The 17,053-nt window shown below is 68.4% G+C and carries 8 protein-coding genes; 4 read left to right on the forward strand and 4 right to left on the reverse strand.

What is annotated here, in order from left to right:
- Positions 1-19: 19 nt before the first annotated feature.
- The gene (locus tag Aple_RS28840; RefSeq protein WP_155347878.1) at positions 20-1,255 is read left to right on the forward strand and encodes a glycosyltransferase; all 1,236 of its coding nucleotides are present in this window, start codon (positions 20-22) and stop codon (positions 1,253-1,255) included.
- A 54-nt stretch (positions 1,256-1,309) separates the two neighbouring features.
- On the opposite strand, the gene rfbB is transcribed toward Aple_RS28840, so the two are convergent.
- A complete protein-coding gene (rfbB, locus tag Aple_RS28845) occupies positions 1,310-2,290 on the reverse strand; it encodes a dTDP-glucose 4,6-dehydratase (RefSeq protein ID WP_308805524.1) in 981 nt (326 codons plus the stop codon).
- Positions 2,291-2,545: 255 nt separating this feature from the next.
- On the opposite strand from rfbB, the gene Aple_RS28850 reads away from it, so the two are divergent.
- Positions 2,546-3,775 carry a class I SAM-dependent methyltransferase gene (locus Aple_RS28850; RefSeq protein WP_170321707.1) on the forward strand — a complete coding sequence of 410 codons (1,230 nt, stop codon included), beginning with the start codon at positions 2,546-2,548 and terminating at the stop codon, positions 3,773-3,775.
- 109 nt (positions 3,776-3,884) lie between these two features.
- Here Aple_RS28850 and Aple_RS28855 read toward each other — a convergent pair whose 3' ends face one another.
- On the reverse strand, positions 3,885-4,637 hold the full coding sequence (locus Aple_RS28855; RefSeq protein ID WP_155347881.1) for a thioesterase II family protein: 753 nt from the start codon (positions 4,635-4,637) through the stop codon (positions 3,885-3,887).
- A 161-nt stretch (positions 4,638-4,798) separates the two neighbouring features.
- Here Aple_RS28855 and Aple_RS28860 point away from each other — a divergent pair, with 161 nt between their 5' ends.
- Complete coding sequence (locus Aple_RS28860) at positions 4,799-5,779, forward strand: ATP-binding cassette domain-containing protein (protein WP_155347882.1); 981 nt, start codon at positions 4,799-4,801, stop codon at positions 5,777-5,779.
- A gap of 3 nt (positions 5,780-5,782) precedes the next feature.
- On the forward strand, positions 5,783-6,550 hold the full coding sequence (locus Aple_RS28865; RefSeq protein WP_155347883.1) for an ABC transporter permease: 768 nt from the start codon (positions 5,783-5,785) through the stop codon (positions 6,548-6,550).
- A 66-nt stretch (positions 6,551-6,616) separates the two neighbouring features.
- Here the strand turns inward: Aple_RS28865 and Aple_RS28870 are convergent, their stop codons facing one another.
- Positions 6,617-7,645 (reverse strand): enoyl-CoA hydratase/isomerase family protein, encoded by a 1,029-nt coding sequence (locus Aple_RS28870; RefSeq protein WP_155347884.1) that lies wholly within the window; start codon positions 7,643-7,645, stop codon positions 6,617-6,619.
- A 16-nt stretch (positions 7,646-7,661) separates the two neighbouring features.
- A complete protein-coding gene (locus tag Aple_RS53395; protein WP_155347885.1) occupies positions 7,662-17,021 on the reverse strand; it encodes a type I polyketide synthase in 9,360 nt (3,119 codons plus the stop codon).
- Positions 17,022-17,053 lie beyond the last annotated feature (32 nt).

The following is a 17,053-nucleotide window of genomic DNA, read 5'->3' on the forward strand; positions in this document are numbered from 1 at the left end:
ACCGTCCGGCTTGGATACGATGCGCGCTCTTGTAGTGACCGTCGGCTCGCAAGGGGATCTCCAGCCTTTCCTCGCCCTCGGACAGCGTCTGCTCGCGGAGGGCCACGACGTCATGTTCTCGGCCTCCGACAATTACGCGGCGCACGCCGAAGCCGTCGGCGTGCCTTTCTCCGGTCGGCCGACTGTGGACGAGGCGGAAGTCGAGGAGTACTACACCCGCCTGGCCGGCACGAAGGACAAGCTGCGGCAACTGACGATCACGGTTGAAGTGCTGGGGCGGGAACAGCGTGCCGCGGTGCCGGAGCTGATGGCGCTGGCAGGTGAGGCCGACGTCGTCATCCATCCGCCGCTGGCCGTCGCCGCGGTCGCCGCGGCGCGCGCGGTCGGCACGCCCCACGTGAGCGTGCACCACGCCTGGCCGCTGCGCCGAGCGCGCGGGTACGGCCCGACCAATATCGATTTCGGGCCCATCGGTAACGCCCTCGCCTGGTCGATCACCGGCTTGGCGGTCAGGCACGCGACCGACAGGTGCCTCAACCCCGTCGTCACCACGGCCGGCCTTCCGCCCTGGCGCGACATCATCTTCGACGCGAGCCATTCGCCCCTGCTCAACCTCGTCGCCACCAGCCCGCACACCCTCCCGCGCGATCCCCTCTTCGGCCCCACCTACCGCACCACGGGATACTGGTTCCTCGACGAACCGGAGTACGTGCCCCCAGACGACCTCGCGGCGTTCGTAGCCGACGAGCCACCGGTCGTGATCGGCTTCGGCTCCAACAACGGGTTCGACTCCGACGCGGTCACCGAGCAGCTACTCGAGGCGGTTCGCGGCCTGGGCCGTCGCGTCGTCCTGCAATCCGGCTGGGCGGGGCTCGGCGCCGAGGAGCTGCCGCCCAACATATTCCTGGCGGACTTCGTCCCACACGGGTGGCTCTACGCCCGCGCCGCGTGCGTCGTCCATCACGGCGGGCCCGGCACGGCCGCGGCGGCCTTCCGGGCTGGTATCCCGCAGGCGGCCGTGTGGCTTCAAGGTGATCAGCTCCACTGGGGAAGGCGGATCGCGCAGCTCGGAGTCGGACCTCCGTCTCGTAACCACCACGCTCTCAACGCCCGCTGGTTGCGAGGCACGATCGATCGCCTGCTCACCGACAGCGGTATGGCCGACCGCGCTCGGGCGCTCGGCGCCGCGGTCCGCGAAGAAGACGGGACGGGTGTGGCGGTTCGCGCGATCGAGGAGGTATTCGTGGCCAGGTAGAAGTGGCGCCGGCACGGAAAGCGGCCGGCGCCCTGGTCACAGCGGACGCGACGACTACACGTCAATGGATTCCCACCAGGATCGGTTCTCCCGGTACCAGGTGAAGACGCTCTCAAGGCCTTCCTTGAAATCGATCACGGGTTCGAACCCGATCTCCTCGGTGATCTTCCTGTGGTCGAGCGAGTACCGTGGGTCCTGAGCCGGCCGGTCTGGCACATTTCGGACGCAGTCCCAGCCGGCCCCGGCCAGTTCGAGCAGCAGGCCGGTCAGCTCACGGTTGGTGAGCTCCGTTCCGCCGCCGATGTTGTAGATCTCGCCGGCGCGGCCCTTGTCAAAGACAAGGGAAACGGCGCGGCAGTGGTCGTCGACATGCAGCCATTCGCGGATGGCGCTGCCATCGCCGTGCAATGGGAGGTCACGCCCCTGGAGCAGGCGGGTGACGAAGCCGGGGATGATCTTCTCAGGATGCTGCCGGGGTCCATAGTTGTTGGAGCATCGGGTGATCGACAAGTCCAGGCCGTGAAGGCGCCAGTGCGCTCGGGCGAGGCAATCGCTGGCCGCCTTCGACGCCGAGTAGATGTTGTTGGGCTCGACCGGAAACTGTTCCGTCCATGATCCGTGCTCGATCGACCCGTACACCTCGTCGGTGGACACGTGCACGACGCGCTGAACTCCACTCGTCCTGCACTGTTCGAGCAGGCGGTGGGTTCCCATCACGTTGGCCCACACGAACGGCTCCGCGTCGTCCCCCGCCCTGTCAACGTGCGACTCGGCGGCGAAATGCACGACTCCGTCGTGTCCGGGCAGGAGATCGGCCAGCAGCTGCCGGTCGCAGACGTCGCCGTGCACGAAGGTCAACTTCAGATGTGCCTCGGGCAGGTTGTCCCTCCGGCCGGCATAGGTCAATTTGTCCAGAACGGTGATCCGGGTGTCCTCGTGGCCGGGGTATCGACCGTCCAACATCGACCGTACGAAATGGGATCCGATGAACCCAGCTCCGCCAGTAACCAGGATTCGCATTTGATACTCCTTCATCCGCGTTACCTGCCTCGCCCCTGGCGGACAACTCAGGACGGAAACACGGTGTCGGCGAATGTGACTTCCCCAGATCGAGGGGGTTCGTTCCCGCGATTGTGCCTCAGCCGATCAGGTATTTCCCTTAGTGTTCGCGGACGTAAGCTCCGACCGCCGGTTACTCAAGGGCTTGTCGTGAGCTGCCGAAATGTCTTCCGCCAGATCGAGCGCGGTGGCCACGGCGGCCGGACAAGATGGCGGAGGGAGAGAACGCTGATGGACACCACCAGCCGGTGCTTGGTGTGCGGGACCGACAGTCTGGAAGGAGTGGTCTCGCTCACCCCGACTCCGCCCGCCAACGCCATCGCGTCCACACCCGAGGCGGCCCGAGCTCAGGAACGCTACCCGTTGGACCTCGTGCGCTGCGCCATGTGCGGCCTGGTCCAGCTGGTGGACGTGGTGCCCCGATCGGTCCTGTTCGCCGACTACCGGTACGCCACGGGCGCCGCTCCCGCCCTCGTCGAACACTGCCGTGCGCTGGCCGCCCGGGTCACGGATCGACTGGAGCTGGACGCCGGGGCGAAGGTGCTCGAAATCGGCTCGAACGACGGCACGCAACTGAGCTTCTTCGCCGAGCGCGGCATGACGGTGCTCGGTGTCGACCCGGCGGTCGAGCTGGGGACCTACGCGCAGGAGCGGGGAGTGCCGACGCTGACCACGCATTTCGGCGTGGAGACGGTCGAGAAGATATTGAGTGAAATCGGGCCCGTTGACGCGATACTGGGCAGCAATGTGCTCGCCCATGTCAACGACGTGAACGGAGTCCTCCGCGCGATCCGCCTGCTCCTCAAGCCGGGCGGCCGCGCCGTCATCGAGGTCGCGCACGTCCTGCCGATGGCCCAGCACGGTATCTTCGAGTTCGTCTACCACGAACACCTTTCGTACTTCTCCCTGCATGTGCTGGCACAGGCGGCCGCGGCGAACGGCCTCGCGGTGTTCGACGCTGAGCTCATCCCGGCCCAGGGAGGCTCATTGCGCTGCTGGCTGGGCCGCGATGACGAAGCCCGCCCCTCGACGGCCGAATTCGACCGGATCCTGCGGGCCGAGGTCGACGCGGGCGTGCCCGACGGCAGTTTTCTCGACGGCTTCGCGGACCGCGTCAACCGGGTCTGCACGACCCTCAACGACGTGCTGGCCGGTCTGTCGAAAGTCGGTGGGCGGATCTGCGGGTACGGCGCGTCGGCGCGGGCCGTCACCCTGCTCTCCCAGGCCGGAGTGGGCGGTCAGATCGCGTGGATCGTCGACGACAACCCGCGCAAGGTGGGCAAGTTCACGCCGGGCGACGGTATCCCCATCGTGAGCTCCGAGCGGTTGACCGCGGACGCGGCCGACTACTGTGTGCTGTTCGCCTGGAACTTCGAGTCCAGCATCCGCGCCCGGTCTGCGGCGTTCACGGCATCCGGCGGCGCGTTCGTCGTGCCGTTCCCGGAGCTGTCCATCAGGTGATGTGACGGACGTGGCGCGGCACGCCGACCTCGGCCTGGTGGCAGGCGATGTCCGTGACCGCGCCCGAATCCGGGAAACAGTCGCCGCCGGCGGCAGGACCGGTCGCTCGTTACGCCCCGAGTGCCTGAGCGATCTCTTCGTTCACCGCCTGCTGATGCCGGGTGAGGAAGAAGTGCCCGCCGGCGAACACCCTGATGCGGAAGCTCCCTTCGGTGTGCCGGCGCCAGACCTCCGCCTCCTCGACCGTCGTCTTCGGGTCGGCGTCTCCGGTCAGCACAGTGATCGAGCCACGCAGGCGTTGCTCCGGATCTCCGCGGTAGGTCTCGATCGCCCGATGGTCGCCCCGAAGCGCGGGCAGCGACATCCGGATGATCTCCTCGTCGCCGAGCACCCCGGCGTCGGTACCGTTCAGCACTTTGAGTTCGGCGATGATGCCGTCGTCGTCGCGCCGGTGGACCGACTCGTCCCGGTGGGTGGACGGCCCGCGGCGTCCCGAGGCGATCAACGTGTGTGGCGCGCCGACGCCCTTCCGCTCAAGCCGGGAGGCCACCTCGAAGCCGATCACCGACCCCATGCTGTGGCCGAAGAAGACCGTCGGCTTCTCCGACAGCGCGATCAGCTCGTCGACGATCCGATCCGCCAGCATGCCGATGTCCGTGATGCACGGCTCCCGCAGCCGATCCTGCCGCCCGGGGTACTGGATGGCCACCACATCGGTGTCCGGTGCGAACTTGGCCGAGGTCGGCAGGAAGAAGCTGGCTGATCCGCCCGCATGAGGGAAGCACACCAGACGCCTACCCGCCTGCGCCGCCGGGTGGTAGCGACGGATCCATGCGGTGCTGACGTCGTCTGCGGTACTCACGATCTGTTGGTCCCTTCATCGCGCCGAATTCCGCTCAGACCAGTGAACCCCGGCAATGACTCGCAAAATCACTACTTCTCCGTGCACTAGAAAACTCCGATGATTTCCCGGTTTTTCGACGTCTACTGTCCTGCTGACAATGTGCGGCAAGAGGGGTTTCCATGATCACGACTCATGGGCTGGCACGCAGTTTCCACGTGGACGGTCGGCGGATCGACGCGGTCAAGGGTGTCGACATCGACGTGTCCGCGGGTATGTGCGTCACTTTGCTGGGCCCTAACGGAGCGGGTAAGACCACGTCCTTTCGCATGCTCACGACGCTGCTCCGGCCGACCGCCGGCACCGGCACCGTCGCCGGCCACGATCTGCTGGCCGATCCGACGGGTGTACGCAGACTCATCGGTTACGTCGCGCAGGGCGGTGGCACCTGCGGCGAGCACACGGTTCGCGAGGAGCTCGAGACGCAAGGCCAGTTGTACGGCCTGTCGAGGGCCAAGGCGCGGCGCCGCGGCGGGGAGGTGGTGGAGCAGCTTGAGCTGAACGGTCTGGAGAATCGGCTGGTCAAAACACTGTCAGGTGGACAGCGCCGCCGTCTGGACGTCGCTCTCGGGCTTGTTCACTCGCCGCTTGTCGTGTTCCTCGACGAGCCGACAGCCGGGCTGGACCCACAGAGCAGGGCGGCCCTGTGGAAGCGCGTACACATGTTGCGCGCCGAGCTGGGCACCACCGTGTTCGTCACGACCCACTACCTCGAGGAGGCCGATGCCTTCTCCGACCAGGTGCTCATCATCGACCACGGGCAAATCATCGCGGAAGGTACTCCCGAGGCCCTCAAGGCGAAAGTGGCCGGGCACCGGGTCGAGATCACGGTGCCGATGGACATGGTCCAGACCGCGGCCGCCGTCGCGGAGCGTCTCCCCCATGCGAGCAAACCCTCGGTCATAGGAGACACCGTGCGGTTTCAGGTGCCGAGGGGAGACGCCGTGATTCCCGAGCTGATCCGCGCCATGGATTTCGCGAGCGTCCCCACTCTCTCGATCCAGGTCGTACAGCCGACCCTTGACGACATATTCCTCCTTCTGACCGGCCGGAGCATCCGTGAGGACCCCATCACCGAGACGTCAACCCCCGACAGGATGTGACCCATGTTTCGCGACGCAACGCTGATCTTCCGGGGCGAGCTGATCCTGACGCGTCGGTCCTGGGCACCCATGGCGCTTTCGATCGCCCAGCCCCTGACCTGGCTGCTGCTCTTCACCCCGCTGATGGTCGGACTCATGAAGGAGACGCCAGGCTCCCCTCCCGGGGGCGCCTGGATGGTCATGACACCCGCCCTCACGATCTATCTGGTGCTCATGAACAGCGCGTTCACCGGATACAAACTCCTGGGGGACCTGAGCAACGGAGTGCTCGAGCGCATGCGGGTCACTCCGGCCAGCCGCACGGCGCTCCTGCTCGGCTACGCCATGATGACCGTGCTCCAGACAGTGATCCAGAGCATTATGGTGTTCCTGCTGGCCTGGCTACTCTTCGATCTCCCCTTGACGCTCATCGGCACACTGCTGACTCTGGGCGTCGGGGCCCTGCTCACCTTCACGCTCACGGCATGCTCGATCACCCTGGCGCTGGTGACGAAGAGCGAACCGGTCTTCACCGCGGTCATCAGCACGAGCCTGCTGCCCCTGACACTCCTGTCGGGCATTCTGATGCCGATAACACGCGAACTGGCACCTCAATGGCTCTACATTCTGTCGCGGTGCAATCCGCTGACCTGGATCGCCGATCTCACCAGGGCGACCTTCACCAGTAACTTCGCGTTTGAGCCGGTAGTCATCGGCGGCGGCATGCTCGTGGCGATAACCGTGATGGCACTCTGGTGGGGCACCAGGACCTTCAACCGCGAGATCCTCTGACCTCGGGTCGGCCGATGCGACAGCACCGGCCGGCCGACTGGTCACCTCAGTGGGGAAGGGCGCCGATCACGACGGCTCCGGTCCGCGCACAGTGACGTTCATGTCGAGCGCGGTGCCCTCGATCCAAGGTTCGGGCTGGGTCAGGAACACCGAGTCGCCGTCGGTGCCCTCCTGCATCTGCACCCAGCGCCGCATAGCGGCCTGGGTGGTCGGTGACGACAGGTTCGTCAATGCGGCGACGGCCTCTTGGTTAAGACTGGCCCGAGCCGAGACGGAATAGGCGTCATTAAAGATCCGCTTTTGCCGGGCCACCATCTTCCGCGGCCGGCTGGCGTAGCGCTCCGCCATCCGCTGGACCGTGTCCAGCAGTTCCTCGGCCGGCACCACCCGGTTCACCAGACCCAATTCCAGGGCCTCCTGCGGTGAATAGAAACGCGCTTCGAGCATCATCTCCAAAGCTTGGGACGGCCCGACAAGGTGGGCGAGCCGCTGCCCGCCCAGGGCGGTGTTCAACCCCAGCGACAGTTCGGGCAGGCCGAAGCCGGCATCACGATCAGCCGACACGCGCATGTCGAAGAAGACCGACATCTCCAGGCCACCGCCGCCGCACAGCCCGTTCACCGCGGCGATCCACACCGCCGGGGAATACATCACCCGCAGCGCCATTTCATGGAACTGGGTTATCGAGAGCAGTCCGCTCAGCGAGGAACGGGCGATCAGACGTTCACCCGCCCAGCCCGTCATGGCCCGCACACTCCGGAACAGGTTCTGAGCGACCGTATGGGAGATCTCCGGCATGCCATCCGCGTGCGAAAAGATGGGGGCGATCTCGGCGTGCGTGATGAACCGGCCGGGCCGCGCACCGGTGACGACGACCGCGCCGACCGAATCGTCGTGCTCCACCGCCTCGACGAGCCGGACGAAGTCCCGCTGCATCGCCGAGGTCAGATAGTTGAAGGGCGGGGCGTCCACCCGCGCCGTCAGCACCCGGCCCGACTGCTCGAGCCGCAACGTGGACAGTTCGAGACCCGCCGCACCGCTGTCCACCGGCCGGCGATCCGCCTGTTCTCTGCTGGGCGTAGTTGCACGATCCATTGGTCTGAAAACTCCCTCAGTGTTCCGAACAGAACCAGCCGTCGATCAGGCGGGCCGTGTCCTCTGCCTTCTCGGCGAGCATCGAGAAGTGGTTCGCCTCGATCGTCCGTACGGCATGCGACGGGTCGAACGGCGTCGCCCGCCAGTAATCCGATTCAGGTTCGACGTCAGAGAACGGCTCCGTGCACTGCACGAACAGCACGGGCGCGTTCACGTCCGCCAGTTCGATGTCGTGCATAATGGCCGACCAGTGCGCCATGGCGGATAGTCGCGCGCTGTTGAACTCGCCGAAAACCGCCTCCATCTGCAAGAGGTACTGCAGCACCTGCTCGGACAGCAGCTGCGAATCGCCACCTGCCGGGGAATGGAAGGAGTCCAGCATCACCACCCCCTCCGGGGAGATCCCCGACTTCTCCAGGAGACTGGCCGCGCCGTAAGCGAGAACGCCGCCGGCCGAATGACCGACGAGCACGAACGGTTCCCCCTCACTGGCCTGCGCGATACTTTCCGCGATGCTCCCGAGGGCGATGTCCCTCGTGGCGGGCAGGCCCTCGCCGAGGGCGTAGCCCAGCAGGGGAAGCGCCGAGACGTGTCTTTCCCCCCGGAAGTGCGCGGCGAACCGCGCATACTGATGAACGCCGCCGGTCACCGTGGAAGAACTCACGCAGATCAAGCGAGGCCTGGCCGCGCCATTGGCCAGCGTCACCGGTCGAGGGATTTCCCGCAGGTCGACAGGTGCGTCGTACATGGGCCGGGTCCGCGCCACGGCATACAGCAGTCCCAACGCTTCCTGCGACTTGCCGGAACGGAAGGCGCCGCGGAACAACTCGGCCAGGGTGTCGTCCACCTGGGCCGCCGCAGTCGCCTGGCCGGCATTGATCCGGGTGACGAGCTCATGCCGCAGCCAACGGGCGAGATCAACGGAATTCTTGTTCTCGAACACCGCCACCAGCGGGAATTCCCAGCCAATCGCCTTGGCCAGGGAGTTACGCAACTCGGTCGCGGTGAGCGAGTCGAAGCCCAGCTCGAAAAAATCACGTTCGAGATCGACGGCCGAGGAGTCGCCGTGGCCGAGAACGGCAGCCGCATGACGCCGCACCAGTTCTTCCAGCATCTCCTGCTGCTGGACCTCTCCAAGCCCGCGCAACCGCTCCCACACCGGGTCGGCCTCGCGTATCGACGCGGACCGGCGAACACGCCGGGGCGGCCTGGCACCGCGGTCACTGCCGGCGGTGGCGGCGAACTGGTCGGCCGTGACCGGGCGTAGCACCAGCGAATCCGCCGTCAGCACCGGCTCCCCTGCCGGATCCACCGCCACCATCGAGACCTCGTCCGCGCCGGTCCGGGTCAACCGCACCCGCAGCATCGACGCCCCGGACGCGTGCAGGCACACCTTGCCCCACGACGACGCCCGGTTGTCCCGCCCCCCGTCCAGGCAGAACGCGGCGGCATGCACCACCGCCTCCAGCAACGACGGATGCACCCCGAACAAACCCGTATCGCCGGCCTCTTCCGGCAACGCGACCTCGGCGAACGCCTCACCATCCGCGCCCCGCCACGCCGCCCGCAACCCCTGGAACGCCGGACCGTAATCGAAACCGTCCTCCGCCAGCTGGTCGTACACCTCATCCAACTCGATCACAGCCACCCCCGCCGGCGGCCACGCCCCCACCTCCAGCCGCTCTGCGGCCCGGCCCTCGGGCGCCAGCACACCGGAGGCACACCGCGTCCACGACTCGTCGTCAGCCGCCTCGGCAGGCCGGGCGTAGATGGTCACCGCACGCCGACCCGCCTCATCCGGGCCACCCACCGCCACCTGCACCGCGACCGCGTCCGACTCACCCAGCACCAGCGGCGCGATGAGCGTCAGCTCCTCCACCCCATCGCAGCCGACCTGGTCACCCGCCCGGATCGCCAGCTCCACGAACCCGCTGCCAGGGAAGACCACTGTTCCAGCCACCCTGTGATCGGCCAGCCATGGATGCGACCTCACCGACAGGCGCCCGGTCAGCACCACCCCATCCGTACCGGCCAGACCCACCGCCGCACCGAGCAGCGGGTGGTACATCGCGGCCTGCCCCAGCACCGCCACGTCACCCATAGCGGAGTCGGCGTTCTCAGGCCAGTACCGCTGGTGCTGGAAGGCATAGGTCGGCAGGTCGACCTGGCGACCGCCCGGCAGCACGCTCTTCCAGTCCACCGCGATGCCGCGCACGAACAGCTCGGCCGCCGAGACCAGCACCCGGCCCAGCCCACCCTCGTCCCGCCGCAGCGTCCCGGCGATCACCGCGTCAACCGCGGCCTCGCCCACGCATTCGCCGATGCCGATCGTCAGCACCGGATGCGAGCTCACCTCGACAAATGCCCGGTATCGCTGCTCCAGCAGTTGCCCGATCGCCGGGGCGAAGGCCACCGTGTTGCGCAGGTTGTCACGCCAATACCCGCCATCGAGTTCCGGCCCCTCCAGCCACTGGCCGGTCACCGTTGACAGCATCGGCACCCGCACCGGCTGCGGCACCACCCCTGTCAGGGTCTGGACCAGTTCCTCACCGATCAGATCGACCTGAGCCGAATGCGAGGCATAGTCCACCGCGATCCGGCGAACCCGTACATCATCCTCGGTCAGACGCTCGACCAGCTCCTCGACGGCCTGCACCTCACCGGCCACCACCACCGAGCGAGGGCCGTTGACCGCCGCGACCGAGATCCGTCCGTCCCAGACGGCCAGCCGCTCACGGACCTGCTCGACCGGCAACGCCACCGAGGCCATCGCGCCGAGCCCGGCCAGCCGGTCGGCGATCAGACGGCTGCGCAACGCCACCACCTGGGCGCCGTCCTCCAGCGACAGACCACCCGCGACCACAGCGGCGGCGATCTCACCCTGAGAGTGGCCGACCACCGCGTGGGGCCGGACGCCCAGGGACTCCCAGACCGCCGCCAGCGACACCATCACCGCGAACGACACCGGCTGGACCACATCCACCCGATCCAGCCCGTCGGCCTGGCGGATCACATCCAGCAGCGACCAGTCCACGAACGGCTCAAGCGCCGCAGCGCACTCCGCCATCCGCCCGGCGAAGACCGGCGACTCCTCAAGCAGGGCAGCACCCATCCCCGCCCACTGCGCCCCCTGGCCCGGGAACACCCACACCGACTTCCCGACGACATCGGCCACACCCGCGACCACGCGAGCCGCCGGCTCACCGGCCTCGACCGCGGACAGGCCCGCCAGCAGTTCCTCACGGTCCCCGCCGACCACCACCGCACGGTGCTCGAACACCGCCCGCGACACCACCAGCGAGAACGCCGTATCGACCAGCGCCACCTCACGACGGCCATCCACATGCGAGGCCAGCCGCCCGGCCTGCGCCCGCAACGCCTGACCCGTCTTGGCCGACACCAGCACCGGCACCACACCACCAGCCGACGCCGGAATCTCCACCACCGGTCCGGCCGGAACCTCCGGCCCCTCCTCCAAGATCACATGCGCGTTGGTGCCGCTGATCCCGAAGGATGACACACCGGCCCGGCGCGGGTGACCGTTCCGCGGCCACTCGGCCGGCTCGGTCAGCAGCTCCACCGCACCCGCCGACCAGTCCACATGCGAAGACGGCGCATCCACATGCAACGTCTTGGGCAGCACCCCATGCCGCATCGCCAGCACCATCTTGATCACACCGGCGACCCCGGCGGCCGCCTGCGTGTGACCGATGTTCGACTTGATCGAACCCAGCAACAGCGGACGACCCTCCGGCCGATCCTTGCCATACGTGGCCAGCAGCGCCTGTGCCTCGATCGGATCACCCAGTGTGGTTCCAGTGCCGTGCGCCTCCATCGCGTCCACCTCGGATAGCGACAAACCGGCACCAGCCAGCGCTTGCCGGATCACCCGCTGCTGCGAAGGACCGTTCGGAGCGGTCAACCCGTTCGACGCGCCATCCTGGTTCACCGCCGAACCACGGACGATCGCCAGCACCTGATGCCCGTTACGGCGGGCGTCCGACAACCGCTCCAGCACCACCACACCCACACCCTCGGACCAGGTCGTGCCGTCGGCGGTGTCGGAGAACGCCTTGCACCGGCCGGTCGCCGACAGCCCACCCTGCGCGCTGAAGCCGATGAACACCCCCGGGGTGGCCATCACGGTCACACCACCGGCCAGCGCCAGGGAGCACTCACCCGAGCGCAGCGCCTGCGCCGCAAGGTGCATCGCCACCAGCGACGACGAACACGCCGTGTCCATCGTCACCGCCGGACCCTCCAACCCCAGCGCGTACGAAACCCGGCCGGTCACGACACTTCCCGCAGTACCGGTGCCGACGAAAGCCATCGCCTCCGGCTGGAGGCCGAGGCTCATCCCATAGTCGTGGTGGATCACCCCGGCGAACACACCGGTACGGCTGCCGCGCAACGAGACCGGGTCGATCCCCGCCCGCTCGATCGCCTCCCAGGACGTCTCCAGCAGCAACCGCTGCTGCGGATCCATCGCCAGCGCCTCACGTGGCGAAATGCCGAAGAACCCCGGATCGAAGTCGGGCGCGTCAAAGAGGAATCCGCCCTGGAAGTCCAGCTCGCCCTGCGCCTGCCAGCCCCGGTCCCGGGGCAGCGGAGAGATGGCGTCCCGGCCGTCGGCGACCAGCCGCCACAGATCCTCAGGAGAGCTCACTCCCCCCGGATAGCGGCAGGCCATCGACACGATCACGATCGGATCGTCCGCCACCTGCACCACCGCCGACGGCGCCGCCGCCTGCGCCTGCCCGCCCAGCAACTCCGCCAGCAGGTGGTCCGCCAGTACGGCCGGTGTCGGGTAGTCGAAAACCATGGTGGCCGGCAGGGTCAAACCGGTCGCGGCCTGGAGCGCGTTGCGGAGCTCGACCGCGGTCAGCGAGTCGAACCCGAGGTCCTTGAAGGCCCGTCCGGTCTCGATCGCTTCCGCGCCGGAATGCCGCAGCACCACGGCGACCTGCTCGCGGACCATGTCACGCAGGACCTGCGACCGCTCACCCTCCGCCAGCTCGCGCAGCCGTGCCCGCAGGGCGGAAGCCGCCGACTGCTCCTCTTCCCGGAGGGCACGACCCGCCTCGACCAGACTCCGTACCTCCGGCAGATCGCCGAGCAGAGCGCTCTCGCGTACGGCCGTGAACGTCGGGGCGAACCGCTCCCAGGCGATATCCGCGACCGCCACGCTCGCATCGCGGTGCGCGACCGCCCGCCACAACGCGGTGACGGCCACGCCAGGCGCCATCACCCGCACGCCACGCCGGGAAAGGTAGTCCTGTGCCGCGCCGGCGGCCATGCCGTCCCCGGCCCAAGGGCCCCAGGCCACCGAGGTCGCCACGGCCGCGCGCGCCCGCCGTTGTTCGGCGAGGGCGTCAAGACAGGCGTTGGCGGCAGCGTACGCGGCCTGGCCGCCGCTGCCCCACACCGCGGCGATCGAGGAGAACAGCACGAAGAAGTCGAGCTCGCGGTCGCCCAGCAGCGCGTCGAGGTTCAGCGCGCCGACGACCTTCGCCCGCATCACCTCGGCCAACTCGGCGGCGTCCAGCCCGTCCAGGCCGTTCGCCGGGCTGATGCCGGCGGCATGGACCACCCCGGTCAGCGGGCACTCGGCCGGGATGCCGGCCAGCACGGCCGCGAGGGCGTCCGCATCGGCCGCGTCACACGCCACGATGCTCACCCGGGCGCCCAGCGCGGTCAACTCGTCGCACAACTCGGCCGCGCCGTCGGCCGCCATACCCCGCCTGCTGGTCAGTACGAGATGTTCGGCACCCTGGGCGGCCAGCCACCGGGCCACGTGACCACCGAGCGCACCCGTGCCACCGGTGATCAAGACCGTGCCGCGCGGTCGCGGCATGGCGTCGGTGGCCCGGTAGGGGGCGTGGGCCAGTCTGCGGCCGTACGCGCCGGTCGAGCGGATCGCCACCTGATCCTCGGAATCGGGGACGGTGAGGATGCCGCCCAGCCAGGTCACCACCCGCTGGTCCAGCGTCTGGGGAAGGTCGATCAGGCCGCCCCACCGCTGCGCGTACTCCAGCGCGGCCACCCGGCCAAGGCCCCACACGCCCGCCTGAGCCGGGCTCGGCGCCTGGTCAGACCGGCCGATCGAGACCGCGCCCTTCGTGACACACCACAACGGCGCCTCGACACCGGCATCACCGAGCGCCTGCACCAAGGTCATCGTCAGCGCCGAACCCGCCGAGACCTCCGTGGTTTCCCGCAGCGCCAGCAGCGACGCCACCCCGGCCAGTTCCGCATCGAGGCTCTCGCGCAGCCGCTCGGCGAGCGAGGCCCGATCCTGACCGGACACATCCAGCCGTACGGCCGCCGCGCCGAACATCTGGACCACGGACTCCACCCAGACGTCGCCTGCCAGCTCCGCGGGCACCACGACGAGCCAAGTGCCTGGGACGACAGCGGCCGAGACGCCGGTCAGCGGCTTCCAGCTGACGCGGTAACGCCAGGAGTCCGCGACGGACGTCTCACGCTGGGCCCGGCGCCAGGACGTCAACGCCGGCAACACCGCACCAAGCGTCTCCTGCTCCACCTCCAGCCGCGCCGCCAGGGACTGAAGATCCTCACGCTCGATGGTGGACCAGAACTCCGCGTCCACCGGATCGGCCACGGCGGCGCTGTCGGCGGGGGCGACGGCCTCGGGCCAGAACCGCTGGCGCTGGAAGGCGTACGTGGGCAGACTGACCCGGCGGCCGCGCGGGAGCACCGTCTCCCAGTTCACCGGCACCCCGTAGACGTGCAGGCGAGCCAGCGCCTCGCTAACGGCCTCGTGCTCGTCCCGGTCCCGGCGCAGCAGCGGCACCAGCACAACGTCTGAGCCTGCCCCGAAGGCTGATAAGCCTGGGTCTGCCAGCGTGTCCTGGGCCATGGCGGTCAGGACGCCGTGGGGGCCCAGCTCCAGATAGGCTCGCACGCCCTGGGCGTGAAGGGTACGCATCCCGTCGGCGAAGCGGACCGCGCCACGGACCTGGTCCACCCAGTAATCCGGCGAGCAGAGTTGCTCGGTCGTGGCCGGGTTCCCGGTCAGGGTGGACACGATGGGGATCTGCGGCGGGTTGTAGGCCAACCTGCTCGCCAGCGTGCGGAAGTCTTCCAGCATCGGGTCCATCAGCGGCGAGTGGAACGCGTGCGAGACCCGCAACCGCCGCGTCCTGACCTCCTGGGATTCCAGCGCGGCGGCCACCTCAAGCACCGCCCGCTCGACACCAGAGATCACCACCGAGGCCGGGCCGTTCACCGCCGCGATCGACACCTCAGCTTCACGCCCCGCCAGCAGCCCGGCGACCTGGTCCTCGGACGCCCGCACCGCCACCATCGCCCCGCCCACGGGCAATGCCTGCATCAACCGCGCCCGAGCCGCGACCAGCGCACACGCGTCACTCAGCGACAGCACCCCGGCCACGTGCGCCGCCGTGATCTCCCCGATCGAATGCCCCGCCAGCACATCCGGCCGCACACCCCACGACTCGACCAGCCGGAACAACGCGGTCTCCACCGCGAACAAGGCCGGCTGCGCCCACCCCGTCTGATCCAGCAGCTCCGCCTCGGCGAACATAACGTCGCGCAATGGCCTGTCGAGCAGCGGATCCAACTCCGCGATCACCTCATCCAACGCCTTGGCGAACACCGGGAACCGCTCATACAGTTCGCGGCCCATCCCCGCCCGCTGACTGCCCTGACCGGTGAACAGGAACGCGAGCCAGGTCTCCGCACCGACCACCCCGCGCACCACACCCGCACCCGGCCGGTCCTCCGCCAGCGCCCCCAGCCCGGCCAGCAGACCATCACGGTCCCCGGCCAGCACCACCGCGCGGTGCTCGAACGCCGACCGCGTCGCAGCCAGTGCGAACGCCGTATCGGCAAGCGCCACCTCGCGGTGACCCTCCACATACGAGGCCAGCTGTCCGGCCTGCGCCCGCAACGCCTGACTCGTCCTGGCCGAAACCAGCACCGGCACCACACCAGCCGCCGGCGCCGGAACCTCCACACCCGCTCGGGCCGGAACCTCCGGCCCCTCCTCCAAGATCACATGCGCGTTGGTGCCGCTGATCCCGAAGGAGGACACACCCGCCCGGCGCGGGTGACCGTTCCGCGGCCACTCCACCGACTCGGTCAGCAACTCCACCGCACCCGCCGACCAGTCCACATGCGAAGACGGCGCATCCACATGCAACGTCTTGGGCAGCACCCCATGCCGCATCGCCAGCACCATCTTGATCACACCGGCGACCCCGGCGGCCGCCTGCGTGTGACCGAAGTTCGACTTGATCGCCCCCAGCAACAGCGGACGACCCTCCGGCCGATCCTTGCCATACGTGGCCAGCAGCGCCTGCGCCTCGATCGGATCACCCAGTGTCGTCCCGGTGCCATGCGCCTCCACCGCGTCCACCTCGGACGGCGACAAACCGGCGCTGACCAGCGCCTGCCGGATCACCCGCCGCTGCGAAGGACCATTCGGCGCGGTCAGCCCGTTCGACGCGCCGTCCTGGTTGACCGCAGCCCCACGGACGACCGCCAGTACCTGATGCCCGTTTCGGCGCGCGTCCGACAGACGCTCCAGCACCAACACGCCGACGCCTTCAGACCAAATGGTGCCGTCCGCCGAGTCGGAGAACGCCTTGCAGCGACCGTCCGGCGCCAGCCCGCCCTCGAAACCCACGAACGCCAACGGCGACGTCATCACCGTGACACCGCCGGCCAGCGCCAGCGAGCATTCACCCGACCGCAGCGCCTGCGCCGCAAGGTACAACGTCACCAGCGACGATGAGCAGGCGGTGTCCACCGTCACCGCCGGGCCCTCCAACCCCAGGGTGTACGAGAGACGGCCGGACAACACGCTGGCCGACAGACCGGTAAGGCCGTGGCCCTGTGTGTCCGCCTGAGTACTCATGAGCAGATTCGCGTAGTCCTGGCCGTTGGTGCCCACGAACACCCCGGTGGAGCTGCCCTTCAGCGAGATCGGGTCGATCCCGGCCCGCTCGACCGCCTCCCACGACACCTCCAGCAGCAACCGCTGCTGCGGATCCATCGCCAACGCCTCACGCGGCGAGATACCGAAGAACCCGGCGTCGAACTCCGCCACATCAGGCAGGAACCCGCCCTGGCACCCAACGCCCATCGCCGACAGCAGCTCCACATCCCAGCCCCGATCGGCCGGGAAAGGCGATATCGCGTCCTCACCCTCGGACAGCAACCGCCACAGATCTTCAGGAGAACCGACCCCGCCGGGATAGCGGCACGCCATCGACACGATGGCGATCGGCTCATGTCTACCGGACTCCACCTCTTCGAGCCGCCGACGAGTCTCGTGCAGATCGGCGGTGACCCACTTCAGGTACTCGACGAGCTTCCGGTCTTCAGACATGAGCGTGGTCCTTCGGTATTCAGACGCGGGCT

It is taken from the genome of Acrocarpospora pleiomorpha (assembly GCF_009687885.1).
Lineage (GTDB): Bacteria > Actinomycetota > Actinomycetes > Streptosporangiales > Streptosporangiaceae > Acrocarpospora > Acrocarpospora pleiomorpha.